Here is a 22,753-nt window from a genome sequence, read left to right as displayed (position 1 = left end):
CGAGGGCGAGGCAGTTCCCGGCCCGACGAGTGTGAACGAGATAGGAGAGACATGGACCGCACCACGTCGGGCCGCGCCGTGCGTTTCGGACTGCTGGGCTGCGCCGACATCGCCGCACGACGAACGTTGCCCGCGCTGGCTGAGGTCGACCAGGCCCGGCTGGTCGCCGTGAGCAGCCGAGACGCCGCCAAGGCCGCGGACTTCGCGAAGAGATTCGACGCGATCGCCGTGACCGGCTATCAACGACTGCTCGACTCTGCGGACATCGACGCGGTGTACATCCCGCTGCCGCCCGCACTCCATGCGGAATGGGTGGAGAAGGCACTGCACGCGGGCAGGCACGTCCTCGTGGAGAAGCCGCTCTCCACCGACCCCGACACCACCGCGCGCCTGCTCCGGCTCGCCGAGGAGCGCGGGCTGGTGCTCATGGAGAACTCGATGTACCTCCGCCACTCCCAGCACGCCGCCGTGCGGGACCTCATAGCGGAGGGCGCGATCGGGGAGGTCCTCGGCTTCGAGAGCACCTTCGCCGTCCCGCCGCGCCCGGAGTCCGACATCCGGCACGTCCGAGAACTCGGTGGCGGGGCGCTCCTGGACGTCGGCGTGTATCCGTTGGGCGCCGCCCTGCACTTCCTCGGGCCGGAGCTGGAACTCGTGGGCGCGGTCCTGCGGCACGACCGGCGGCGCGACGTCGATCTGTCGGGAAGCGCGCTGCTGACCACAGCGACCGGGGCGCAGGTCCGGCTGGGCTTCGGCCTGGAGAACTCCTACCGTTCCCACTACGGTGTGGCGGGCAGCATGGGGCGGATGGATCTGGAGCGGGCCTTCACCCCGCACCAGACGCATCGGCCGGTCATCGTGCTGGACCGGTCGGGCGACCGCGAAGAGATCATCCTGCCCGCCGCCCACCAGTTCCGAGCCATGATCGTCGAGTTCGCCGACGTGGTCCGCAGTGGCCGACGTCCGATCACGTCGGCGACGCGCTCGCGGCAACTGGCCGGACTCATGGCCGAGATCGACCACCGCGCCAAGCGGGTTTACCACTGAAAAGCGCTGAACGACGCTGAAGGCCGGCCATCCCGAGACGACAGCGGGATGACCGGCCTTCACGGTGGAGCGCGGGCCTCAGCGCAACGAGAGGAAGAGACTGCGGACGCCCCGACGGGCCACTCCGTCGAGCCATTCCACCGGGGCATCCGGATCGGCGAAGGCTGTGCCGGGATGACGGGCCAACAGTGTGGCGACCGCGATCTCCGCCTCCAGCCGGGCGAGATGCGCCCCGATGCAGAAATGCCTGCCATGGCCGAAGGCGAGATGCGCGATGTCGCCGCGATGAAGGTCGAAGTCCGCGGGCGCGTCGAACCGCTCCGGGTCGCGGTTGCTGATGCCCAGACCAATCATCACGTGTTCGTTCGCCGGGATCTCCACCCCGCCGATCATCACCGGCTCCGTGGTGTATCGCGCGCCAGCCGAGGGCACCGGCGACTCGAAGCGCAGCACCTCTTCGACGGCCGAAGGGATCAGAGTGGGATCGTCGAGGACCTCGCGCAGCTGCGCCGGGGAGCGCAGCAGCGTGACAACGGTATTGCCGATCAGATTCGTCACCGTCTCGTGGCCGGCGCCGACCAGAGCGAACGCCATGCTGAGCAGCTCGGTGTCGTCCAGGGCGTCGGAGCCGTCCCGCACCGCCGTCAGCTCGGACAGCAGGTCGTCGCCCGGTTCGGCCCGCTTCGCCACGATGAGCTGTGAGAAGTACGCCATGAGGCTGCCGAACGCCGCCTCCAACTCGTCGGCTGGCGCCGCCCCGATCGCCGCCATCGTGGCGAACCAGCCCCGCAGCGCGTCGTGGTCGGAACTCGGGACGCCGAGCATCTCGCAGATCACCGTCAACGGCAGCGGATGCGCGTACTCCGAGATGAGATCGACCGCCGAGTGATCGGCGATCGAATCGAGCAGCTCGGCGGCCGTCCGTTCGATGACCGGACGTAGCGTCGCGATGTAGCGGGGGGTGAACACCTTGGCCACCAGCCGCCGGAGCCGGAGGTGGTCGGGCGGATCGGAGTTGCCCATGTGCCGGAAACCCACCGGCGCCGGAGCCTTGCCGTTCGCCGGATCGTTGGACAGTCTCGGATCATTGAGCGCCTCGCGGGCGTCGCTGTAGCGTGTGATCAGCCAGGCCTCCTCCCCATGGGGGAGGGTGACCTGCTGAACCGGTGCCTCGGCACGGAGGCGGTCGTACCAGGGATAGGGGTCGTCTCGAATCTCCTGAGGCAGTTGGCCGTACTGGTCCAGATGACGCTCACTCATACTCTCGGCTCCTCGTGAGGCCGCGCCCGCGGTCGGCGGGTGTGGCGGTGTGGCGATCAGGCCGTCGATGCGGCGCGACGGCCGACCACGACGAGGTAGCCGATCTCGATGGCACCCGACAGCGGCGCGACGGCGCGCTTCATCAGGTCGTCGGCCTGATCGCCGTAGCGGCTCTCGACCTCTTCGCGAATCCGGCTGAACTGGGTGCCCAGCCGCTGCGGCGTGTACTTGGTGTGCTCGGTGACGTCGAGTAGCTCCTCGATCGTGATGTCGGTCCCGCTCAGTAGGTCGTGATAGTCCTCGGCGCGGGGGAGCGGGTCGACCTCCACCTCGAACGCCAGCTCCGCGACCGACTTCGCCTCGGTGCCCTTCGGCGCACGCTCGATCATGTCCGTGATCACGAGCCGACCGCCCGGCTTAAGGACCCTGGCCATCTCGGCGAGCGCGGTGGGGCGGTCCATGTGGATGATCGATTCGAACGCCAGCACCGCGTCGAACGACGCGTCGGGGAACGGCATCTTCATGGCGTTCTCCAGTTGGAAGCTCACCTGTTCGCTGAGACCGGACTCCTCGACCCGGCGGGTCGCCTCGGTGACCTGGTGTTTGCTGATGGTGACGCCGACGACCACTGCGCCGGTCGTGCGCGCGATGCGCATGGCGGGCTTGCCGAACCCGCACCCCACATCGAGTAGCCGACTGCCCTCGCCCAAATCGAGCTTGTCGATCAGGATGTCGGTGAAGCGGTCGGTGGCCTCTTCGACGCTGCTCTCGTCGTCATCGTCGAGCCAGTAGCCGAAATGGCAGTTGTCGTCCCACACGTCGCGTAACGCGGGGCCGACGAGATCGTAGAAATCGCCGATCTCGTCGGCGGAGGGGATGTTCTGGGTCACTGTCCTGCCTCTCGAAAGCGTGCCTGCGGCCCCGGAGCCGGGCCGAACATCGTGCTCGTGGGAATGTCAGCCCTGCTGCTCGGCCACCGGAGTAGCCACGGCGAAGAGCAGCCCCGCAGGGTCGCGCAGGTAAGCGAAGTGTGTGCCCTGCTCGACCCGTGTCGGGGAGATGACCACGGTGCCGCCCGCCTCGGTGGCGCGCCGGACGGTGTCCTCGACGTCGGCCACCTCGATGACGTTCACGATGTAGTTCGGGGGAAGACCCGTGCCCGGCTCCTCCGTGGTGTCCCACAGCGCGCCGAGCATCCGGCCGTTCGGCAGCGTGATGAAGGTGTACGGCCTGCCGTGGCCGGGCCCGAAGTTCCAGCCGAACAGGCTGCCATAGAATTCTTCGGTCCGCTGTGGATCGTCGGAACCCAGCTCGAAGAAGCCGGAAGAGTTCAGAGTCTCGGACATGGTTCTCCTCGATGAATTTCGATGCTGGTGCTTTTTCGTGACGCCGACGAGCGATGGTGCGAAGCCAGTCGATTTCGCCCGTTTGCGAGGGCTGAACTCGACTGATCGTATGCATCGCGGTCGGGGCTGCCAACCCCTACGGGCCTGTTGTTGGCCGGTGTGCGCGGTGTTCGGAGAACCGATCCCGGGGCGACGTCGCCCTATTCTTTCGAAACCGGCGATGCGTCGGATAATACGGGTACACCCCGCACTCGGGAAGCGGGTGTCAATTCGCTTTATGCGCATTTAGGCAGGGGTGATGAGGGGTTCATTGTAGGGGTGGGTTCGGTCGTAATGTTCGTATCCTGGCAGCCCGGAATGAAGGTTCTTCCGACGTCGTGGAATGGGGTCTCTCAACCACGATGGCGTTCGGGGAGGGTGGCGCTCGCCGCCGCCCGCCGTTCCCGGTCGCTGCGGGACGTGGGTGGGAAGACGACGAGGGGAAGTGGCGGCGCTGATGACGAGCGACTCCGTTTCGGACGGTCGGAGCAGAGCTGAGCGGTTCGCCTCGGCTGTGGCGGTCGTGGGCGCGGCCTGCCACGTCGCGACCCGCGCACGCGATGTCCGCGACCAGCCTGGCGGCTCCTCTGGCGCTCCGTGGCCCGTCGGGCCTGGGCCGCTGGACGATCCGGCGTGGGAGCTGGCCGACGCGGCGCTCGTCGCCGCCGAGCAGGCGGTGACGGCGGACGAGCCACCCATCGCCGACGCGGTTCGTCGTGAGCCTGCGGAGCCGACGGTCGAGGTTCTGTGCCGGGCGGCACTGGCGAACGCGGGGATCGCCGTCGGTGCGGTTGCCCCGCCTCGGGTAGGCGTGGTGCTCGCCCTGCCGTCCTCGGAGTCCGCGACCTGGACCGCTCCCGGCCTCGCCGACCGTCTCGCCGTCGCGCTCGGCGTACCCGCGACGCACGTCCGGACTCGCACTAGCCCGACCGCGCTCGACGCCGTGCACGCGGGCGCGCGTTGGGTGGCGGACGCCTCCGTCGACGTCGTGATCGCGGGAGGCACCTCTCCTCGGGCGATGGCCGCGCCAACCCCCGAGGCCGGGGGTGCCGACGGACTGCCCGACACCGCGGTGGTCGTCCTCACGACGCGGCGCCGCGCGGAGGACGACGGGGCCTCGGTGCGCGGCCTCCTCCTCGACGAGGCCGCCCGCACCGCCGTCGAGCCGGGCCTCGGCGCCGCCGCCGAGGTGCCCGATTTCGCCGAGGCCGAGTTGGTCTGCGACTTCGCCGACGATCCCGCCGTCGAGTTCGTCGGCGTCGCCCGGCTGCTTCGGGTGCTGGCGCTGCTGCGGGACCGCGAGGCCGGCCGTCCCGCCGACCACGCCCCGTCTTCCGGCGAATCCGTCCCGCCTGCCCTCCTGATCCCCGCCACCACCGGAGCCGCCGAGGGCGGCCCCTACCGCGTCGCGGCCGTGCCCCCCGCCGCCGGCCACGCCGCCGCTGCGGTAGGCGACGCCCCTGATGCCGACACCTCGGTGGGGCTCCTTCTGTCCGCTCCGAACGACGCGAGCTTGCGCGAGGAGGCCCGCAGGCTCGCCACCCACTTCGCGGCCAGACCCGGGCTCGCCCCCATCGACGTCGCATACACGCTCGGCACGACACGTCCGCTCCACCGTAGGCGTGCCGCGGTCTTCGGCGCGGACCCGGGCGAGCTGGGGGAGCGGCTGACCGCCCTGGCCGCAGGCCGCACGGGAACCGGGGTCCTCGGCGCGCGCGGTGCCACGCCCAGGGCCGTGGCCTTCGTCTTCCCGGGGCAGGGCTCGCAGTGGGCGGGTATGGCATGCGAACTCCTCGACACCGCCCCCGTCTTCTCTCAGCACATGGCCGAATACGACGCCGCCTTCGCCGAGTTCGCGGACTGGTCCCTGCTCGGTGTCCTTCGTCAAGAGCCGGGACAGCCGCCATTGCAGCAGCCCGACGTCGTCCAGCCCGCCCTACTGGCGGTCATGGTCTCGCTGTCCCGGCTCTGGCGGTCGGTCGGGGTGGACCCGACGGCCGTCGTGGGGCACAGCCTCGGCGAGGTCGCTGCCGCACAGGCCGTTGACGCCCTGTCGGTGGCCGACGCGGCTCGCGTGGCGGTGCTGTGGAGCCGGCTGCAGGCGGAACTGTCGGGACACGGCGAGATGGCCTCGGTGTCGCTGCCCCTGGAACGGTTGCGCCCCAGGCTCGCGCCCTGGGGCGAGAGGATCGACATCGCGGGCGTCAACGGCCCCGCGTCGATCGTGGTCTCCGGCGACGCCGATGCGGTGCGCGAGCTCTCCGCCGAGCTGGTCGCCGACGGCATCCGAGCTCAGCTGATCCCCGTCGGGCTCGCCGCGCACTCCCGCCAGGTCGATCTCCTGCACGACCGGCTCCTGCGTGATCTCGCGCCGATCACCCCGCGCAGCTCGACCGTCCCGTTCTACTCCGCCGTCCACAACCGACTGATCGACACCGCCGAGCTGACGGCCGTCTACTGGGCGCGCAACCTGCGCAGCACGGTCCTGTTCGACCCGGCGGTCCGCACCCTGCTCGGCGATGGCGCCGACGCGCTGCTGGAGATGAGCCCGCATCCGGTGCTCACCGTCGCCATGCGTCAGACCGTCGAGGAACTCGGCGTTGACGCCGTGGTGCTGGAGACCCTGCGCCGAGGGGAGGGTGGGCCGGACCGATTCCGACGCGCCGTCGTGGAGGCCCGGGCGACGGGCGTCGATGTCGAAGCCTCGGCGGTGTACGCGGGTTCGGGTGCCCACCGGGTCCCCCTGCCGTCCCCGAGCGACCTGGTACGACCGGGCGGCGACAGAGCCGCGGACGCCGAGTCCGACCCGGTCGACGGGGCCGCGGCGACGGGGCCGGTCTCCGCGCACACGGCCCTTGCTCAGCGTTTCGCCGTCCTCGACGACGTCGAGCGGCGTCGATTCGTGCGGCGGCTGGTGCGGACGGAGACCGCCGGCGTGCTCACCGCGGCGAGCGGCGACGCGATCGACGGCGCGACCACCTTCCTCGGCCTCGGCCTCGACTCGCTGGCCGCCGTACGGCTACGGGACGCACTGAACAGCGTGACCGGCCTCGACCTACCCGTCACCACCGCGTTCGACCACCCAACCCCCGACGCGCTTGCCGCCCACGTGCTGGCCGCACTGGTCGGAGCGTCCTCGGACGAGCTGGCGATGCCGCCCGTGACGCCCTCGGCCCCCGACGACCCGATCGCCGTCGTCGCCATGACCTGCCGGGCACCCGGCGGCGCGAACTCGCCGGAGGAGCTGTGGCGCCTCGTCGCGGAGGGCCGCGACGCGATCTCCGCGTTCCCCACCGATCGCGGCTGGGATCTGACCCGCCTCTACCATCCCGACCCGGCGCATCCCGGCACCACATACACGACCTCCGGCGGCTTCCTCGACGGCGTTGACCGCTTCGACGCCGGCTTGTTCGGCATCAGCCCCCGTGAGGCCATGGCGATGGAGCCGCAGCAGCGGGTGCTGCTGGAAGCCTCGTGGGAACTCTTCGAGCGGGCGGGTCTTGACCCGGGATCGCTGCGGGGCACCGACGTCGGAGTCTTCCTCGGCGCCATCGCCCAGGACTACGCCCCGCGCCTGCACCACGCGCCCGCCGGTCTCGAGGGCTATCTCATGACCGGCAACACCGCCAGCGTCGTCTCTGGGCGCATCGCCTACACCTTCGGCCTTGAGGGGCCCGCGATCACGGTCGATACCGCCTGTTCCTCGTCGATCGTGGCCGTGCACCTCGCCTGCCAGTCGCTGCGGCAGGGCGAGAGTTCCCTCGCCGTCGCGGGCGGCGTCGCGGTGCTCTCCCACCCCGGCATGTTCGTCGAGTTCAGCCGACAGCGGGCGCTGTCACCCGACGGGCGGTGCAAGCCGTTCGCCGCCGCCGCGGACGGTACCGCCTGGGCTGAGGGCGCGGGCGTCGTGCTGCTGGAGCGGCTGGCCGACGCGCGGCGCAACGGCCATCGTGTCCTCGGGGTCATCAAGGGCAGCGCCGTCAACCAGGACGGCGCCTCCAACGGACTGGCCGCGCCCAGCGGTCCCGCCCAGCGACGGGTGATCCGCCAGGCACTGGCCAACGCGCGAGTGGGCGCCGCCGAGATCGACGTGGTGGAGGCACACGGCACGGGGACCACCCTGGGCGATCCGATCGAGGCCAACGCGCTGGCCGCGGAGTACGGACCGCACCGCCCGGCCGACCGGCCGCTGTTACTGGGCTCGGTCAAGTCCAACATCGGTCACGCTCAGGCCGCCGCGGGCATCCTGGGCCTGATCAAAACGGTGTTGGCCATGGAGCACGGCATCCTGCCCCGCACCTTGCACGTCGACGAGCCGACACGGCACGTGGACTGGTCCTCGGCTGGACTGTCGCTGGTGACCGCGACCAGGGAGTGGCCGAGGACCGACGGGCCCCGCCGTGCCGCCGTGTCCGCCTTCGGCATCAGCGGCACCAATGCCCACCTCATCCTCGAGCAGCCGCCCTCGGCGGCGGAGTGCGCCGGCTCCTCACCCGCGACCGCACCCGACGAGGCGGTCGCCCCGGGAGCCCTGCCCTGGATTCTGTCCGGTCGGACGCCCGCCGCGCTCCGGGAACAGGGTCAGCGGCTGCTGGCCCGGCTGGAGGACGATCCCGGCCTGCGGCCAGCCGACGTCGCATTCTCCCTGGCCACGACCAGATCGCTGCTGGAACACCGGGCCGTCGTGGTCTCGGACGACGAGTCGACGCTGCGGCGAGGCCTGCGGAGCCTCGCCGACGACGAGGCCGCGCCGACGCTCCGCCGAGGAGAGGCTGGCGCCTCGCCCCGGCGGGTGGCGTTCGTGTTCCCCGGCCAAGGTTCGCAGTGGGTGGGCATGGCGGTCGACCTGCTCGCCGCCTCACCCGCCTTCGCGAGGCGCATGGCGGAGTGCGAGGCTGCGCTGGCTCCCCACGTCAACTGGTCACTGCGCGAGGTGCTCTCGGACGAGGCGGCTCTGACCCGAGTGGACGTGGTGCAGCCGGTCCTCTGGGCGGTGATGGTGTCGCTGGCCGAGGTGTGGCAGGCCCACGGGGTGTCGCCGGAGGTCGTGGTCGGCCATTCGCAGGGTGAGATCGCCGCGGCCTGCGTGGTCGGCGCGCTCACCGTCGCCGACGCGGCCCGGGTGGTGGCGCTGCGCGCCTCGGCGCTGGTACGGCTGGCTGGCACGGGCGGGATGGCCTCGGTCTCGGCCGACCGCGAGACGGTCGCGGCCGCGCTGGCGCGGTGGGCGGATCGGCTCTGGGTGGCGGCGGTCAACGGGCCGACTTCGACCGTCGTCTCCGGTGAGTCCAAGGCTCTGGAGGGGTTCCTCGCCGACTGCGAGGCGGGCGGGATCCGGGCCCGGCGCATCGCGGTGGACTACGCCTCGCACTCCGCGTGCGTGGAGTCGCTGCGTACGGAGCTCATCGAGTCGCTGGCTGGGCTGAAACCCCGGTCGGCGTCCGTCCCGTTCGTCTCCAGCGTCACGGGCGAGCTGATCGACACGGCCGAACTGGACGGCGAGTACTGGTATCGCGGTCTGCGTGCCACCGTGGAGTTTCAGCAGGCCGTCGAGACCGTCGCGGCCGAGGGAGCCGACGCGTTCATTGAGGTCAGTGCCCACCCGGTGCTCGCCGTTGGCCTCCAGGAGACGCTGGAGGGCCGTGCCGAGGACACCGTCGTGCTGTCGACGCTGCGCCGTGACGAGGCTGATCGCCGCCGCCTGCTCTGCGCACTGGGGGAGGCGCACGTGCGGGGCGTGGCCGTGGACTGGACCCCGGCCTTCGACGGGGCGCGACCGCAGCGCATCGACCTGCCGACGTATCCCTTCCAACGACAGCGGTATTGGCTGCGCGAGCAGCACGGCGAGGCGGCCGATCCGGGTGCGGCCGGCCTGGACCCACGGCCGCACCCCCTGCGGGGCTCCGCACTCGTACTGGCGGACTCGGACGGCGTGGTCTTCACCGGCAGGGTTTCGGCCTCTTCCCATCCTGTGCTGGCGGGTCATCGGGCACACGGTGCCGAACTCCTGCCCGGCAGCGCCGTCCTCGACCTCGTTTGCTGGGCGGGAGAGACTCTCGGTCTGGACCAGGTCGCCGAGCTGGTGCTGGAGACCCCACTCGTCCTCCCCGTAGACGGCGCGGCACAGTGGCAGCTCACGTTGTCCGCCCCCGAGGCGTCGGGAGCCCGATCGCTGATCCTGCACAGCCGGGCCGAAGGCGCCGACGGCGGGCCGGGAGCCGGCTGGACGACCCATGCCACCGGCCTGCTCCGGCCAGCCGACTCCCGGCCCGCCGTCCCCGTGCCGCTTCCGCCCGCCGACGAGACGACCGAAATCTCGGTGCTGCCCCCGGCGGAGGAGGAGGGGATGGCGGCGTGGCGGTGCCTGCGCACAGTGCGCCGTCACGGCGACGACCTCGTCGTTGACGTGGCGCTGCCCGCGGACCTGCGGGACGAGGAGACGTTCCTCCTCCATCCCGGTCTGCTCGACGCCGCCCTGCTGGCGTGGAACGCGACCACCGGACGGCAGGCGCGGCCGTTCGCCTTTACCGATACGACGTGCCACGCCCCCATGCCCGAGGCGCTGCGCGTGCACGTGCGGCCGTCGGCGCCGGACGTGGTGTCGCTACATCTCACCGACCTCGACGGCGAGCTGGTCGCCGTCGTCGGCTCGGCGACCTTGCGACCTGTCCAGCCCGCCGTCCGGCACTCCCGCTCCGCCGGATCGCTGCTTCGGATGCGATGGACCGAGGTCGACGCGTCGTCCCCGGCCGGGGACGACGAGCGGTGGGCGGTGCTTGGCGCGGCCGACGAGCCGACGGCCGCACTGCGTGACTCGGGGCTGACCGTGACGGTCCATCCCGGACTGGTTGAGCTCGGCGCGGCGCTGTCGCCGGACGCGCCGCCGCCGACCACCGTGGTGTTGATGGCCCAGCCGAGCCCGATCGGCGGACTGGCGCTCGCCGACGCCGCTCGCGATGCCGTGCACCGCACGATCGAGCTGATCAGGGCCTGGCTGGCCGATGAGCGGTGGACGGCGACGACCCTGGTGGTGCTCACCGGCCGGGCTGTGGCCGTCGGAGCCGACGAGGACGTGCCGGACCTCGTGCACGCCCCGTTGTGGGGTCTGGTGCGGACGGTGCAGTCGGAGAACCCCGACCGGGTGCTGCTCGTGGACGTCGACGACGCGCCGGAATCCCACCGATTGCTGCGAGCCGCGATCGCCGAGGGCAGGCCGCAGACGGCGATCCGCGAGGGCCGCCTCGTCGCTCCGGCCCTCTCCGAGGTCGCGACGGCGTCCTTGCCTGCGCGGCCCGTGCTTTCACCCGAGGGCACGGTCCTCATCACTGGGGCGGGCGGCGGCCTGGCCAGGATCGTCGCCCGGCACCTCGTGACCGAGCACGGCGCCCGTCGGCTCCTCCTGGTCGGACGCCGCGGCCCGGCCGCGCCCGGCGTCGCCGAACTCGTCGCCGAACTCGCCGAGCATGGCGCCGCCGTCGCCGTCGCCGCCTGCGACGTCGCGGACCGAGATCGGCTCGTCGAGGTGCTCGACTCCATCCCCGCGACGCATCCTCTTACCTCGGTGGTCCACTGCGCGGGGGTGCTGGACAACGCGCTGGTGTCCTCGCTGACGGCCGACCAGGTTGATCGGGTGCTCCGCCCGAAGATCGACGGCGCCTGGCATCTGCATGAACTGACGCAGGACACCGACCTGTCGATGTTCGTCCTCTTCTCCTCCGTGGCCGGACTGATCGGTGGCGGAGGACAGGGCAACTACGCCGCAGCGAACGCTTTCCTGGACGCCCTGGCCGCCCGCAGGCAGGCTGCCGGACTGCCCGGCACCTCGTTGGCCTGGGGGTTGTGGGAGGACCGCACGGGTATGGCCGGTCGCCTTGGCGACGTGCATGTGGCCCGCGCCGGACTGCGGGGCCTGGCCGCCCTGCCCGAGGCGGAGGGCCTGCGTCTTCTCGACGCGGCGCTGGCCGCAGGGGAGCCGCTGCTCGCCCCGGTGCGCCTCGACAGAACGGAGCTGCGGTCTCCCGACGCGGCGGATGCCTTGCCCGCGCTTTTCCAGGGGTTCGTGACGCCGTCCGAACGACGACCGTCCCGCCCCCGGAACACGGCCGACGACGCGGCACCGTTGCTGCGGCGCCTGCGCGGACTGCCCGCCGCCGAAGCGGAGCAGGTGCTGCTCGACGCGGTTCGCAACCGGGTGGCCGCCGAACTGGGGCACGGCTCCGCCGCGGAGGTCTCCGTGGGCCGCGCCTTCAGCGACCTCGGCTTCGACTCGCTGACCTCGATCAACCTCCGCAACCGCCTCGCGGCGGACACCGGGCTCCGCCTGCCGGTGACGGTCGCCTTCGACCACCCCACCGTGCAGGCGCTCACCGGCAGGCTGTGGGCCGAGCTCGGCGCACAGCTCGGATCAACGGGTGCCCAGCCCGCCCCGGCCGGTCCCGCCGACGAGTCCGGCGCGACGTCGCCGTCACAGCAGAGTCCGGCGGACGAGCCCATCGCCATCGTCGGCATGTCCTGTCGGCTGCCCGGCGGAGTGACCTCGCCGGAGGAGCTCTGGGAACTGCTCTCGGCCGAGTTCGACGCGATCGCGGACTTCCCCGACGATCGAGGCTGGCAGCGTGAGGGAAGGTACGACCCTGAGCGGCTGCACCCGGACAGTCCCTACGCGCGGGTCGGCGGCTTCCTCTGCGACGCGGGCGACTTCGACGCTGAGTTCTTCGGGATCTCCCCCCGCGAGGCCTCCGCGATGGATCCCCAGCAGCGGTTGCTGCTGGAGACGGCATGGGAGTCCTGGGAACGCGCGGGCATCCCCGCCGAGACGCTGCAGGGCAGCCGGACCGGTGTCTTCGTCGGGACCAACGGCAGCGACTACGGGGCGCTGCTCGCCGAGTCACCTGAGGCGGTCGGACACGTCATGACCGGTGGGGCGGCGAGCGTCGCCTCGGGACGCATCGCGTACTCCTTTGATCTCGAAGGCCCCGCGGTGACGGTGGATACGGCTTGCTCGGCCTCCCTGGTGGCGCTGCATCTGGCCGTCCAGTCGCTGCGCCAGGGCGAATGCTCCCTCGCCCTGGCCGGCGGGGTCACGGTCATGACCACGCCCCGGCTCTTCGGCGAGTTCGCGCGCCAGGGCGGATTCGCGTCGGATGGTCGGTGTAAGTCGTTCGCGGATGCGGCGGATGGCACGGGTTTCTCCGAGGGTGTCGGGCTTGTTGTTCTGGAGCGGTTGTCGGATGCGGTGCGCAACGGCAGGCGGATTCTCGCTGTCGTGCGGGGTTCGGCGGTGAATCAGGATGGTGCGTCGAATGGGTTGACGGCGCCGAATGGTCCGTCGCAGCAGCGGGTGATCCGTCAGGCTTTGGCGAACGCGCGTTTGTCCACTGGGGACGTTGACGTCGTGGAGGCACACGGCACCGGTACCCGGCTTGGTGATCCGATTGAGGCGCAGGCTCTGTTGGCGACCTACGGGGCAGGACCGTGCCGAGGGTATGCCGTTGTGGCTGGGTTCGGTGAAGTCGAACATCGGGCATACGCAGGCTGCTGCGGGTGTGGCTGGTGTGATCAAGATGGTCATGGCGATGTGGCATGGGGTGTTGCCGCGGACCCTGCATGTGGGTGAGCCCACGTCGCAGGTGGATTGGTCGTCGGGTGCGGTGGAGTTGCTGACCGAGTCGCGGCCGTGGCCCGAGGTGGACCGTCCCCGCAGGGCCGCGGTGTCCTCGTTCGGGATCAGCGGCACCAACGCCCACGTCATCCTCGAACAGCCCCCGGCCCACGACAGCACCCACGACAGCACCCACGAGTCCGACGCGGAACAGCCGACCCACGGGGCGACCGAGGCTCCGTCCTCGACCCCGCCGTGGGTGATCTCGGGTGGGTCGGCGCAGGCGCTGCGTGCCCAGGCCGCGCGGCTCCTCGAACGACTCGCCGCCGACTCCGAGTGGTCTCCCGTCCAGGTGGCCGTCGCACTGACCAGGTCACGTGCGCGGCTCGACCACCGAGCGGTGGTGCTCGGCTCCGACCGAGCCGAACTCCTCGCCGGCCTCACCGCGGTGGCCGACGACCGTGACGCCCCTGGTGTCGTGCGCGGAACCGCCCGGCAGACGGGACGGGTGGCGATGGTCTTCACCGGGCAGGGCTCCCAACACGCCGGGATGGGACGCGAGCTTTACGAGCACTACCCGCTGTTCGCCGCCGCCTTTGATGAGGTGTGTGCGGAACTGGACCCGTTGTTGGGGTTCTCCCTGCGGGAGGCCGTGTTCGCCACCGAGCCCGCGCAGCCTCCCGGTGCCCGGACGATCGACGACACCGGGCTCGCCCAGCCTGCTTTGTTTGCGGTGGAGGTGGCCCTTGTCCGTCTGTTGGAGTCCTTCGGGATCACCCCGGCCGTCGTTGCGGGCCACTCGTTGGGCGAGCTCACTGCCGCCTACGTGGCGGGGTTGTGGTCGTTGCCGCAGGCCTGCCGCGTGGTGGCGGCACGGGCGAGGCTGATGCAGCAGTTGCCCGAGGGCGGCGCGATGGCCTCCGTTGCGGCCACAGCGGACGAGGTGCGAATCGGGCTGCTCGAACTCGATGCGACACCGGACGACCACGGCCGCGACATCGAGACCGCGCTCGTCGCCAGGGTCGGCGTCGCAGCGGCCAACGGCCCGTCCTCGACCGTGATCTCCGGCGAGGCCGACGCGGTGGAGCGGGTGCTGCGCTGGTGGCAGGACCGAGGCCGTAGGGTCCGTCGACTTCCCGTGTCCCACGCGTTCCACTCGCCGCTGACCGATCCGATGCTCGACGACTACCGCCTCGCGCTGGCCGATGTGGAGTTCGGCGCCGCCGCGCTTCCCGTGGTTTCGACGGTGACGGGCACCCTCCTGAGCCGGTCGGACGCGGCGGACCCGGACTACTGGGTGCGGCAGGTCCGCGAGCCGGTCCGCTACGTCAACGCGGTGCACACCCTGGCGGAACTGGGCGTGACGACCGTGCTGGAGATCGGCCCCGGATCGGTGCTGACCGCGCTCACCCGCGACACCCTGGATCACATGGACCCGACCGGTTCGGCCGCCGCGAGCCCGGTGTGCCTGTCGCTGCTGCGCTCGGACCGAGGCGAGCGAGCTGCCCTGCTGACCGGCATCGCCGCGTCCCTCGCGCACGGCGTGCCGGTGGACCTCTCCCCGCTCCTGCCCGCCGGCGCCGCCCCAGCCGATCTGCCGACCTACGCCTTCCAACGCGAGCGGTACTGGCTGGATGTCAGCCGGATGCCGACCGACGCGGCAGGACTCGGGCTCGTCTCGTCAGGTCACCCCGTGCTGGGAGCCCGTGTGGACCTGCCCGACTCCGGCGCCGTCGTCTTCACCGGCAGGCTCTCCACGGCGGCGCTGCCGTGGACGGCCGACCACCAGGTGGGACCCGCCGCGGTGTTCCCCGGGACGGGCCTGGTGGATCTCGTCCTCGCCGCCGCGGTCGACCTGCGGAGTCCGATGGTTGACGAGCTCACGCTGCACTCCCCGGTGGTCGTGCCCGCCGAGGGCGGTCTTGCCGTCCGAGTCCGGCTCGACCGGCTCGATGATCACCAACCGGACCAGAGCGCGGACGGGGCGGCGACCCCGATCGGCGAACGCGCGCGAGACAGCGAGCGCGTGGTGACCGTCTACACCCGCCCCGAAGGCGACCCCACCGCCGAGTGGACCAGTCACGCCACCGGACGTCTGGTCGAAGCGGAACCCGCCTCTGCGCCCGTCGGCGAAACCGGTCGGGAGTCCTGGCCGCCGCCCGAGGCCGTGCCAGTGTCCACCGACGGCCTCTACGCGGCCTTCGAGGCAGCAGGCCTCGTCTACGGACCGGTATTCCAGGGGCTGCGCGCGGCCTGGGTCGCCGCCGACACGGTGTTCGCCGAGGTGGAGTTGCCCGAGCCCGCATGGCGCGAGGCGCCTGCCTACGGCGTCCATCCCGCGCTGTTCGACGCGGCGCTGCACGCCCTTGGCCTCACCGATGCCGTCGGAGTCTTGCCATCCGGCGACGCCGGTGAGGCCAAGGGCGTGCGCCTGCCCTTCTCGTGGGCCGGTGTCCGAATCCACGCCGCCGGTGCCACGCGACTGCGGGTCACGCTGCGCACTGTCGAGGACGGCGACGTCGAGGTCAGGGCGGTCGATGCCGACGGCGCGCCGGTCGTCACCGTCGACCGGCTGACACTGCGACGCGCGGTGACCGGCGGGCGACCCGCCACCTCGGCCTTCGACATCCATGACGCACTGTTCGATCTGGACTGGGTGCCGACGTCCCCCGCGGACCCGCCCGCCGACGCCGGCTGGTGGGCGCTGCTCGGCTCCATCGACGAGGGACTGACCGGAGGGCTCGTCGCGGCGGGGGTGTCCGTCTCCTCCGTAGCGGACCTGGCCGACGTGAGCGCGCGGGTCACCACGGGCGAGGCGGCCCCGAGCGTGCTCGTCGTACCCGGCGGCGCTCTCGCACGGACCGGCGCGGCACCGGAGATGATCGACGACGTCCGGCACGCGGTCGAGCGGATGCTGGACGTGCTGCGAACGTGGTCTGCCGAGGAGCACCTGGCCTCGTCGCACCTGCTCGTGGTGACACGCGGAGCCGTCGCGACCGGCGAGACCGACGGCGTCCCCGACCTGGCGGGTGCCGCCGTGTGGGGTCTGCTGCGCACGGCACAGACCGAGAACCCCGGCCGGATCACCTTGCTGGACCTCGACCCGGCGAGCAGCGACCCCGACGCCGTCGGCGCCCTCGCCGCCTGCCTGAGCGGGGTTCCCCGGCTGGCCGGGGGCGCGGATGTGCAGTACGCGCTCCGAGGTGGGCGGGTGCTGACTCCGCGGATGGCTCCGCTGCGGGTCCTGCAGCCGGGCCAGGACGGCAGGACCGACCAGGGCGAACAGGTCGCCGCGGCCGACGTGACGGGGCCGGGGGGTCTGGTCGCCGACGACCGGCCCGCCTCCGATGATGTGATCGTGACGGGTGGCCGGTGGCGAGTCGGCGTGGCGACCCCCGGATCGGTGGCTGGTGTGGGCCCGCTGCCTTCGGCGGGATCGCCGACGGGCGACGCGGCCCTCGCCCCGGGCGAGGTACGGATCGCCGTCGCCGCGGCCGGACTGAACTTCCGGGACGCCATGGCTGCGCTGGGCATGTACCCGGGGGTGGTCGAGATCGGCGGCGAGGGCGCCGGAACGGTTGTGGAGATCGGCGCCGACGTCACCGACGTGGCGCTCGGAGACCAGGTCATGGGCGTGCTGCCCGGTGCCTTCGCCGCCTCGGTGGCGGTGGACCGCCGCATGGTGACGCCGCTGCCCGCCGGGTGGACCGCCGTCGAGGGGGCCGCGGTGCCCAGTGTTTTCCTGACGGCCCTGTACGGCCTCGCGGGGCTGGCGGAGCTGTCCGCCGGTCAATCGGTACTGATCCACGCCGCGGCGGGCGGTGTGGGCGCGGCGGCGGTGCAGGTGGCCAGGTCGAAGGGCGCGACGGTGTTCGCCACCGCCTCTCCCGGCAAGCATCAGGTGCTGCGTGACTGGGGCATCCCCGACGAGCGGATCTCGTCCTCCCGTGATCTGGACTTCGAGTCCAGCGTGCTCGCCGCTACCGGAGGGCGGGGCGTCGACGTGGTGTTGAACGCCCTGGCTGGACCCTTTGTCGACGCGTCGCTGCGGGTGACCGCGCCCGGCGGCGTCTTCCTCGAGATGGGCAAGACCGATCTGCGGGACCCCGCGGCCATCGCCGAGGAGTACCCCGACATCACCTATCGCCCCTTCGACGTCTCGGCGCTGCACCCCGACGTCGTCGCCGCGCTGCTCACCGAGCTGAGGGAACTCTTCGACCGCCAGGTGCTCATGCCACCGCCGATCACCGAGTACCCGCTCCGGCACCTGCGACCCGCGCTGCGGGCATTGGCGGGAGCGGAGCTGATCGGCAAGGCCGTCCTGCGGATTCCGCGGCCGGTGCCGCCGAACCGCACCGTGCTGATCACCGGCGGCACCGACGGACTGGGCCGGATCGTGGCCCGGCACCTGGTCACCCGGCACGGTGTCGCGTCGCTGGCGCTGCTGTCCCGTCGCGGCGGGGACACGCCGGGTGTCGCCGACCTCGTCGCCGACCTTCAGGCGGCCGGCGCCCGAGTGACCGTCCATGCCGGCGACGTCGCCGATCCGAAGGCGGTCGCGGAGGTGATCGACGCGATCCCGCCGGAGTTCCCGCTCGCCGGGGTCGTCCACGCCGCGGGCGTGCTGGCCGATGGAATCGTGTCCTCGATCGACGCCGAACGAGCGGCCCGGGTGCTCGCGCCCAAGGTCGCGGGCGCCTGGAACCTGCACCGGGCCACCGAGGGCCTCGACCTGTCGCTGTTCTTGACGTTCTCCTCGGTCGCGGGCGTCTGGGGCGCGGCGGGCCAAGGGGCCTACGCCGCGGGCAACGCCTTCCTGGACGCGCTGATCGCCCGGCGGCGGGCCCTCGGGCTCGCCGGAACCTCACTGGCCTGGGGGCCGTGGACAGCAGAGACGGGCATGACCGCCGGACTCGCCGCGACGGATCAGCATCGCTTGCACCGCTGGGGCCTGCGACCGCTGGCGCCGCACGACGCGCTCGAACTCCTGGACACGGCGTTCACGACCCGGCCGGTGCTCGCCGTCGCGGCCGCGGTGGACCTCGCCGCACTCGGGCGCCGCGCGGCCGAGGAGGTTCCCGCCGTCCTGCGCGGACTGGTACGCGGGCCGGGCCCCTTCGCGACGCCGCGATCCACTCGGCCCGCCGAGACCGGCTCGCCGTCACGCTGGATGGCGGAGATCGCCGCCCTGCCCAGGAGCGAGCGGCATCACCGGGTGACCACGCTCGTCAGGGAGGCGGTGGCCGCCGTCCTCGGTCATGCCAGAGCGGACCGGGTGGGCCAGACGCAGTCGTTCGGCGATCTGGGATTCGACTCTCTCACCGCCGTCGAACTGCGCAACCGCCTGCGTGCCGCCACCGGCGTGACCCTGTCGGCGACGGCGGTGTTCGACCATCCCAACCCGGCGGAACTGGCAGACCGGGTCCTCCGTGGGCTCGCGCTCCCCGAGGACGATCCGACCCGGGACGTCCTGCGCGGCATCGACGATCTGGAGGCGGGGCTCGCCCTGCTCACCCCCGACGACGACCATGCGCAGATCACCGCCCGGCTCCAGAACATCCTGTGGCGGCTGGCGGACGCGGGCAGCGCCGCCGAGCCGTCCTCGCCGGAGCGGCTGACGGAGGCGAGCCCCGATGAGCTGTTCGACTTCATCGACCGCGAGTTCGGCGAGCTGACCTGACCTCGGGCCACCCGCGCTCCACCACCGCTTCACCGTGACCTGTAGTGCCGCATGACGTCGAGGAGCTGAGATTTCAGTGGCGGACAACGACCGGCTTGTCGAGTACCTGCGGCGAGTGACCGCCGATCTGCACCAGACGCGGCAGCGGCTGCGGGAAGTCGAGTCCCGAGGCCAGGACGCGGTGGCGGTAGTGGGCATGGCATGCCGTCTCCCCGGCGGGGTGACCTCGCCGGAGGACCTGTGGCGGCTGGTGGTCGCGGGCGGCGACGCGGTGTCGGGTTTCCCGGCCGACCGGGGCTGGTCGCCGGGCGACCCGGCGACGCCGCACACCAGGGAAGGCGGCTTCCTCAGCGGCGCGGCAGACTTCGACGCGGGACTCTTCGGCATCTCACCCCGCGAGGCCACCGCGATGGACCCGCAGCAGCGCCTGCTGCTGGAGACCTCCTGGGAGGCCCTCGAACGAGCAGGCCTCGCGCCGACCTCCTTGCGCGGCACGGACACGGGCGTCTTCGTCGGCATGGGGAACCACGATTACGGCCCCCGACTGGACGAGGAGGCCGAGGACGTCGCCGGACACGTTCTGACCGGCACCATCGCCAGTATCGCCTCCGGTCGCATCGCCTACACCCTGGGCTTGGAAGGCCCCGCCATCACCATCGACACGGCCTGCTCGTCCTCCCTGGTCGCCCTGCACCAGGCGTCGCAGTCCCTCCGCGACGGCGACTGCTCGCTGGCCCTGGCAGGCGGTGTCGCCGTCATGTCGCATTCCGGCCTCTTCACCGAATTCCACCGGCAGGGCGGGCTCGCCTCCGACGGGCGATGCAAGTCCTTCGCCGACGCGGCCGACGGCACCGGCTGGGGCGAGGGCGTCGGCGTGCTCGTCCTGGAGCGGCTGTCCGACGCCGTGCGCAACGGACGGCGCGTCCTCGCCGTGGTCCGGGGCTCGGCCGTCAACCAGGACGGCGCCTCCCACGGGCTCACCGCCCCGAACGGACCCGCACAGCAGCGCGTGATCCGCAAGGCTCTCGCGAACGCACGACTGTCTACTCAGGACATCGACGCGGTCGAGGCCCACGGCACCGGCACCCGGCTCGGCGACCCGATCGAGGCGCAGGCGCTGCTCGCGACCTACGGGCAGGGCCGCGATCCCGACCGTCCGCTGTTCCTCGGTTCGGTGAAGTCCAACATCGCCCACACGCAGGCCGCGTCCGGCGTGGCGGGTGTGATCAAGATGATTCTCGCGATGCGACACGGGGTCCTGCCGCCGACGCTGCACGTCAACGAGCCCTCCACTCAGGTGGACTGGTCGGCCGGAGCGGTGGAGTTGCTGACCGAGTCGCGGCCGTGGCCCGAGGTGGATCGGCCCCGGCGGTCTGCGGTGTCGTCGTTCGGGATCAGCGGCACCAACGCGCACGTGGTCCTCGAACAGGCCCCCGAGCCGGAGCCCGTCGAGGACGAGCCGCGCAGCGCCTCCGCCGCCGTCTCCAGTGCCTCCTCCGTCCCACTGCCGTGGGTTCTCTCCGGACGAACGGTGAAGGCACTGCGGGCACAGGCCGCCCGGCTCCTCGACCACGTCGCCGCGGAGCCCGAGGTTTCCCCGGCGGACGTGGCCTTCTCCCTGGCCACCACCCGGGCTCACCTGGAGCACCGGGCGGTGATCCTCGGAGCGGACCGCGCCGAGTTGGCCGCGCGGCTGTCGGCCGTGGCCGAGGGCACCGAGACGCCCGGCGTGGTGATCGGCACGACGCGCGCGACGGGCAGGCTCGCGATGATGTTCACCGGGCAGGGCTCGCAGTACCCGGCGATGGGCAGGGCGCTGTACCGGACCTACCCGGTTTTCGCCGCGGCCTTCGATGAGGTCTGCGCGGAGCTGGACCCGCTGCTGGGCGTCTCGGTCCGCGACCTGGTCTTCGCTGACGGCGGCGTGGCCGAGACGGCCGCCGGCCCTGACGGCGCCTCGGGCGGTGGTTCCGGCGGCGTGGCCGAGACGGCCGCCGACCGGCCGCTCGACCGCACCGATCTCGCCCAGGCGGCGCTGTTCACCGTCGAGGTCGCCCTCAGCCGACTGCTGGCCCACGTCGGGATCCGTCCCGACGTGGTGCTGGGACACTCGTTCGGCGAGGTCGTGGCCGCCCACCTCGCGGGCGTCTGGTCCCTGCGCGACGCCTGCGCGGTGGTCGCCGCACGCGGCGGACTCGTCCGGCGACTTGCCCGGCCCGGCGCGATGGTCGCCGTCGCGGCCACCGAAGCCGAGGCCGCCGATCACCTCGCCGAGGTCGGCGGGACGCTCGTGATCGCCGCCGTCAACGGCCCGCGTTCGGTGGTCCTCTCGGGCGACGCCGACGCCGTGGAGGAGGCGGCGCGCTACTGGCGGGATCGGAGCAGGCGGGTGCGTCCGCTGCGCGGCGGCCAGGCCTTTCACTCGCCGTTGATGGAACCCGCGGTCGCCGCCTTCACCGAGGCGTTGCGGAAGGTCTCCTTCGCCGCGCCCGAGATCCCGCTGATCTCCACTGTGACCGGCCGGCCCGTCGATCCGCGGGCCGTGACCACGCCGGAGTACTGGGCCGACCAGCTCCGTCGTCCGGTCCGCTTCGCCGACGCCGTTCGCACTCTGCGGGAGGAGTCGATCACGACGATCTTGGAGGTCGGCCCCGACGGCGTGCTGACGCCGATGGCGCGCGAGGTCCTCGATGAGCAGCGCGCCGACGAGGACGTCACGGTCGCCGTCACCCTGCGCCAGGGATGGCCCGAGCCCGACACGTTCGGCGCGGCCTTGGCGGCGTTACATGTCCGAGGGCTCGTCCCCCGCTGGGCCGGGCTGCTCGACGCGCCCGCCCGCCAGGTTCCGTTGCCCACCTACGCCTTTCAGCGAAGCCGCTACTGGTGGGGCCGGTCGCAGGGCCGCGACGACGACTCGATGGCGACGACCCTCGACGCCGACTTCTGGGACGCGGTGCGCTGCGGCGACCTGTCCACACTCGCCGAGACCCTCGGCCTGCGCGCACCGGATGAGCACGGCGCCCTGACGGCCCTGCTTCCCGCTCTGACCGAGCGGGCCGCGCGGCGGCGGGAGCTCGCCGAGACCGCGTCCTGGCGCCATCGCAGCACCTGGGTCCCGTTCGCCGCGGACTTCGCCGCCCGACCCGCCGGTCGGTGGCTGGTCGTCCACACCGAGGGGCAGGCCGACGATCCCGACGTCAGTGCGATCGTCGATGCTCTCACCGACGGCGGCGGCGTGGTGCCCCTCGTACTCGACGAGTCCGAGTCCATGGGGCCCGCGCAGGCCGCCCGACTCGCCGAGGCCGTCCGTTCCCGCGGCGACACCGAGGTCGCCGGCGTCCTCTCACTGCTTGCGTTGCGCGACTCGTCGTCGGCCCGCGACGATCTCGACACATCGACGGCGCTGCGCGCCACCACAGCCCTCCTTCAAGCGCTCGGTGAGGCCCGCGTGCGCGGACCCCTTTGGTGCGTCACACGGTCGGCCGTCTCGGTCGGCGAGTCCGACGCTCCCGTCGATCCACGGCAGGCGCTGCTCTGGGGCTGGGGGCGCAGTGCCGCGCGGGAGCATCCCGACCGGTGGGGCGGGCTGGTGGACCTTCCCGCGAGGCCGGACGGCCGGACGGCCGGACTCGTGGCGGGCGCGGTGCGCGGCGATCACGCGGAGGACGAGATCGCCGTCCGCTCCTCGGGTCGTCTCGTCCGTCGGCTGCGGCCCGTCCCCGACGGCTCGGCGTCCCCGCCGTGGCGGTCGGACGGCGCGGTGGTGCTCACCGGCGACTG

Annotated in this window: 7 protein-coding genes; 4 read left to right on the top strand and 3 right to left on the bottom strand. The window is 72.2% G+C overall.

Annotation, left to right across the window (positions count from 1 at the left end; all coding sequences use genetic code 11):
* The first annotated feature begins 51 nt into the window (after positions 1-51).
* A complete protein-coding gene (locus SACXIDRAFT_RS00365; protein WP_006236452.1) occupies positions 52-1,047 on the top strand; it encodes a Gfo/Idh/MocA family protein in 996 nt (331 codons plus the stop codon).
* 78 nt (positions 1,048-1,125) lie between these two features.
* Here SACXIDRAFT_RS00365 and SACXIDRAFT_RS00360 read toward each other — a convergent pair whose 3' ends face one another.
* The 3 genes from SACXIDRAFT_RS00360 to SACXIDRAFT_RS00350 all read right to left on the bottom strand — a co-directional run bounded on the left by SACXIDRAFT_RS00360 (position 1,126) and on the right by SACXIDRAFT_RS00350 (position 3,653).
* Positions 1,126-2,307, bottom strand: a complete 1,182-nt coding sequence (locus SACXIDRAFT_RS00360; RefSeq protein ID WP_006236451.1) for a cytochrome P450 family protein — start codon at positions 2,305-2,307, stop codon at positions 1,126-1,128.
* Positions 2,308-2,363: 56 nt separating this feature from the next.
* Positions 2,364-3,197, bottom strand: a complete 834-nt coding sequence (locus tag SACXIDRAFT_RS00355) for a class I SAM-dependent methyltransferase (RefSeq protein WP_006236449.1) — start codon at positions 3,195-3,197, stop codon at positions 2,364-2,366.
* A gap of 66 nt (positions 3,198-3,263) precedes the next feature.
* On the bottom strand, positions 3,264-3,653 hold the full coding sequence (locus tag SACXIDRAFT_RS00350; RefSeq protein WP_006236448.1) for a VOC family protein: 390 nt from the start codon (positions 3,651-3,653) through the stop codon (positions 3,264-3,266).
* A gap of 496 nt (positions 3,654-4,149) precedes the next feature.
* On the opposite strand from SACXIDRAFT_RS00350, the gene SACXIDRAFT_RS23420 reads away from it, so the two are divergent.
* The 3 genes from SACXIDRAFT_RS23420 to SACXIDRAFT_RS00340 all read left to right on the top strand — a co-directional run.
* Positions 4,150-13,308: a type I polyketide synthase gene (locus tag SACXIDRAFT_RS23420; RefSeq protein ID WP_006236447.1), complete on the top strand. Its 9,159-nt coding sequence runs from the start codon at positions 4,150-4,152 to the stop codon at positions 13,306-13,308.
* A complete protein-coding gene (locus tag SACXIDRAFT_RS23185) occupies positions 13,199-18,973 on the top strand; it encodes a type I polyketide synthase (RefSeq protein WP_269731811.1) in 5,775 nt (1,924 codons plus the stop codon). Before SACXIDRAFT_RS23420 ends, SACXIDRAFT_RS23185 begins: the two co-directional genes overlap by 110 nt.
* Positions 18,974-19,049: 76 nt before the next feature.
* Positions 19,050-22,753: type I polyketide synthase (locus SACXIDRAFT_RS00340; RefSeq protein ID WP_006236445.1), on the top strand; the 3,704-nt coding region annotated here is incomplete at its 3' end.

The organism is Saccharomonospora xinjiangensis XJ-54 (genome assembly GCF_000258175.1).
Lineage (GTDB): Bacteria > Actinomycetota > Actinomycetes > Mycobacteriales > Pseudonocardiaceae > Saccharomonospora > Saccharomonospora xinjiangensis.
The sequence above is the reverse complement of the archived record's forward strand: the minus strand, read 5'-3'. Positions and strand labels throughout refer to the sequence as shown.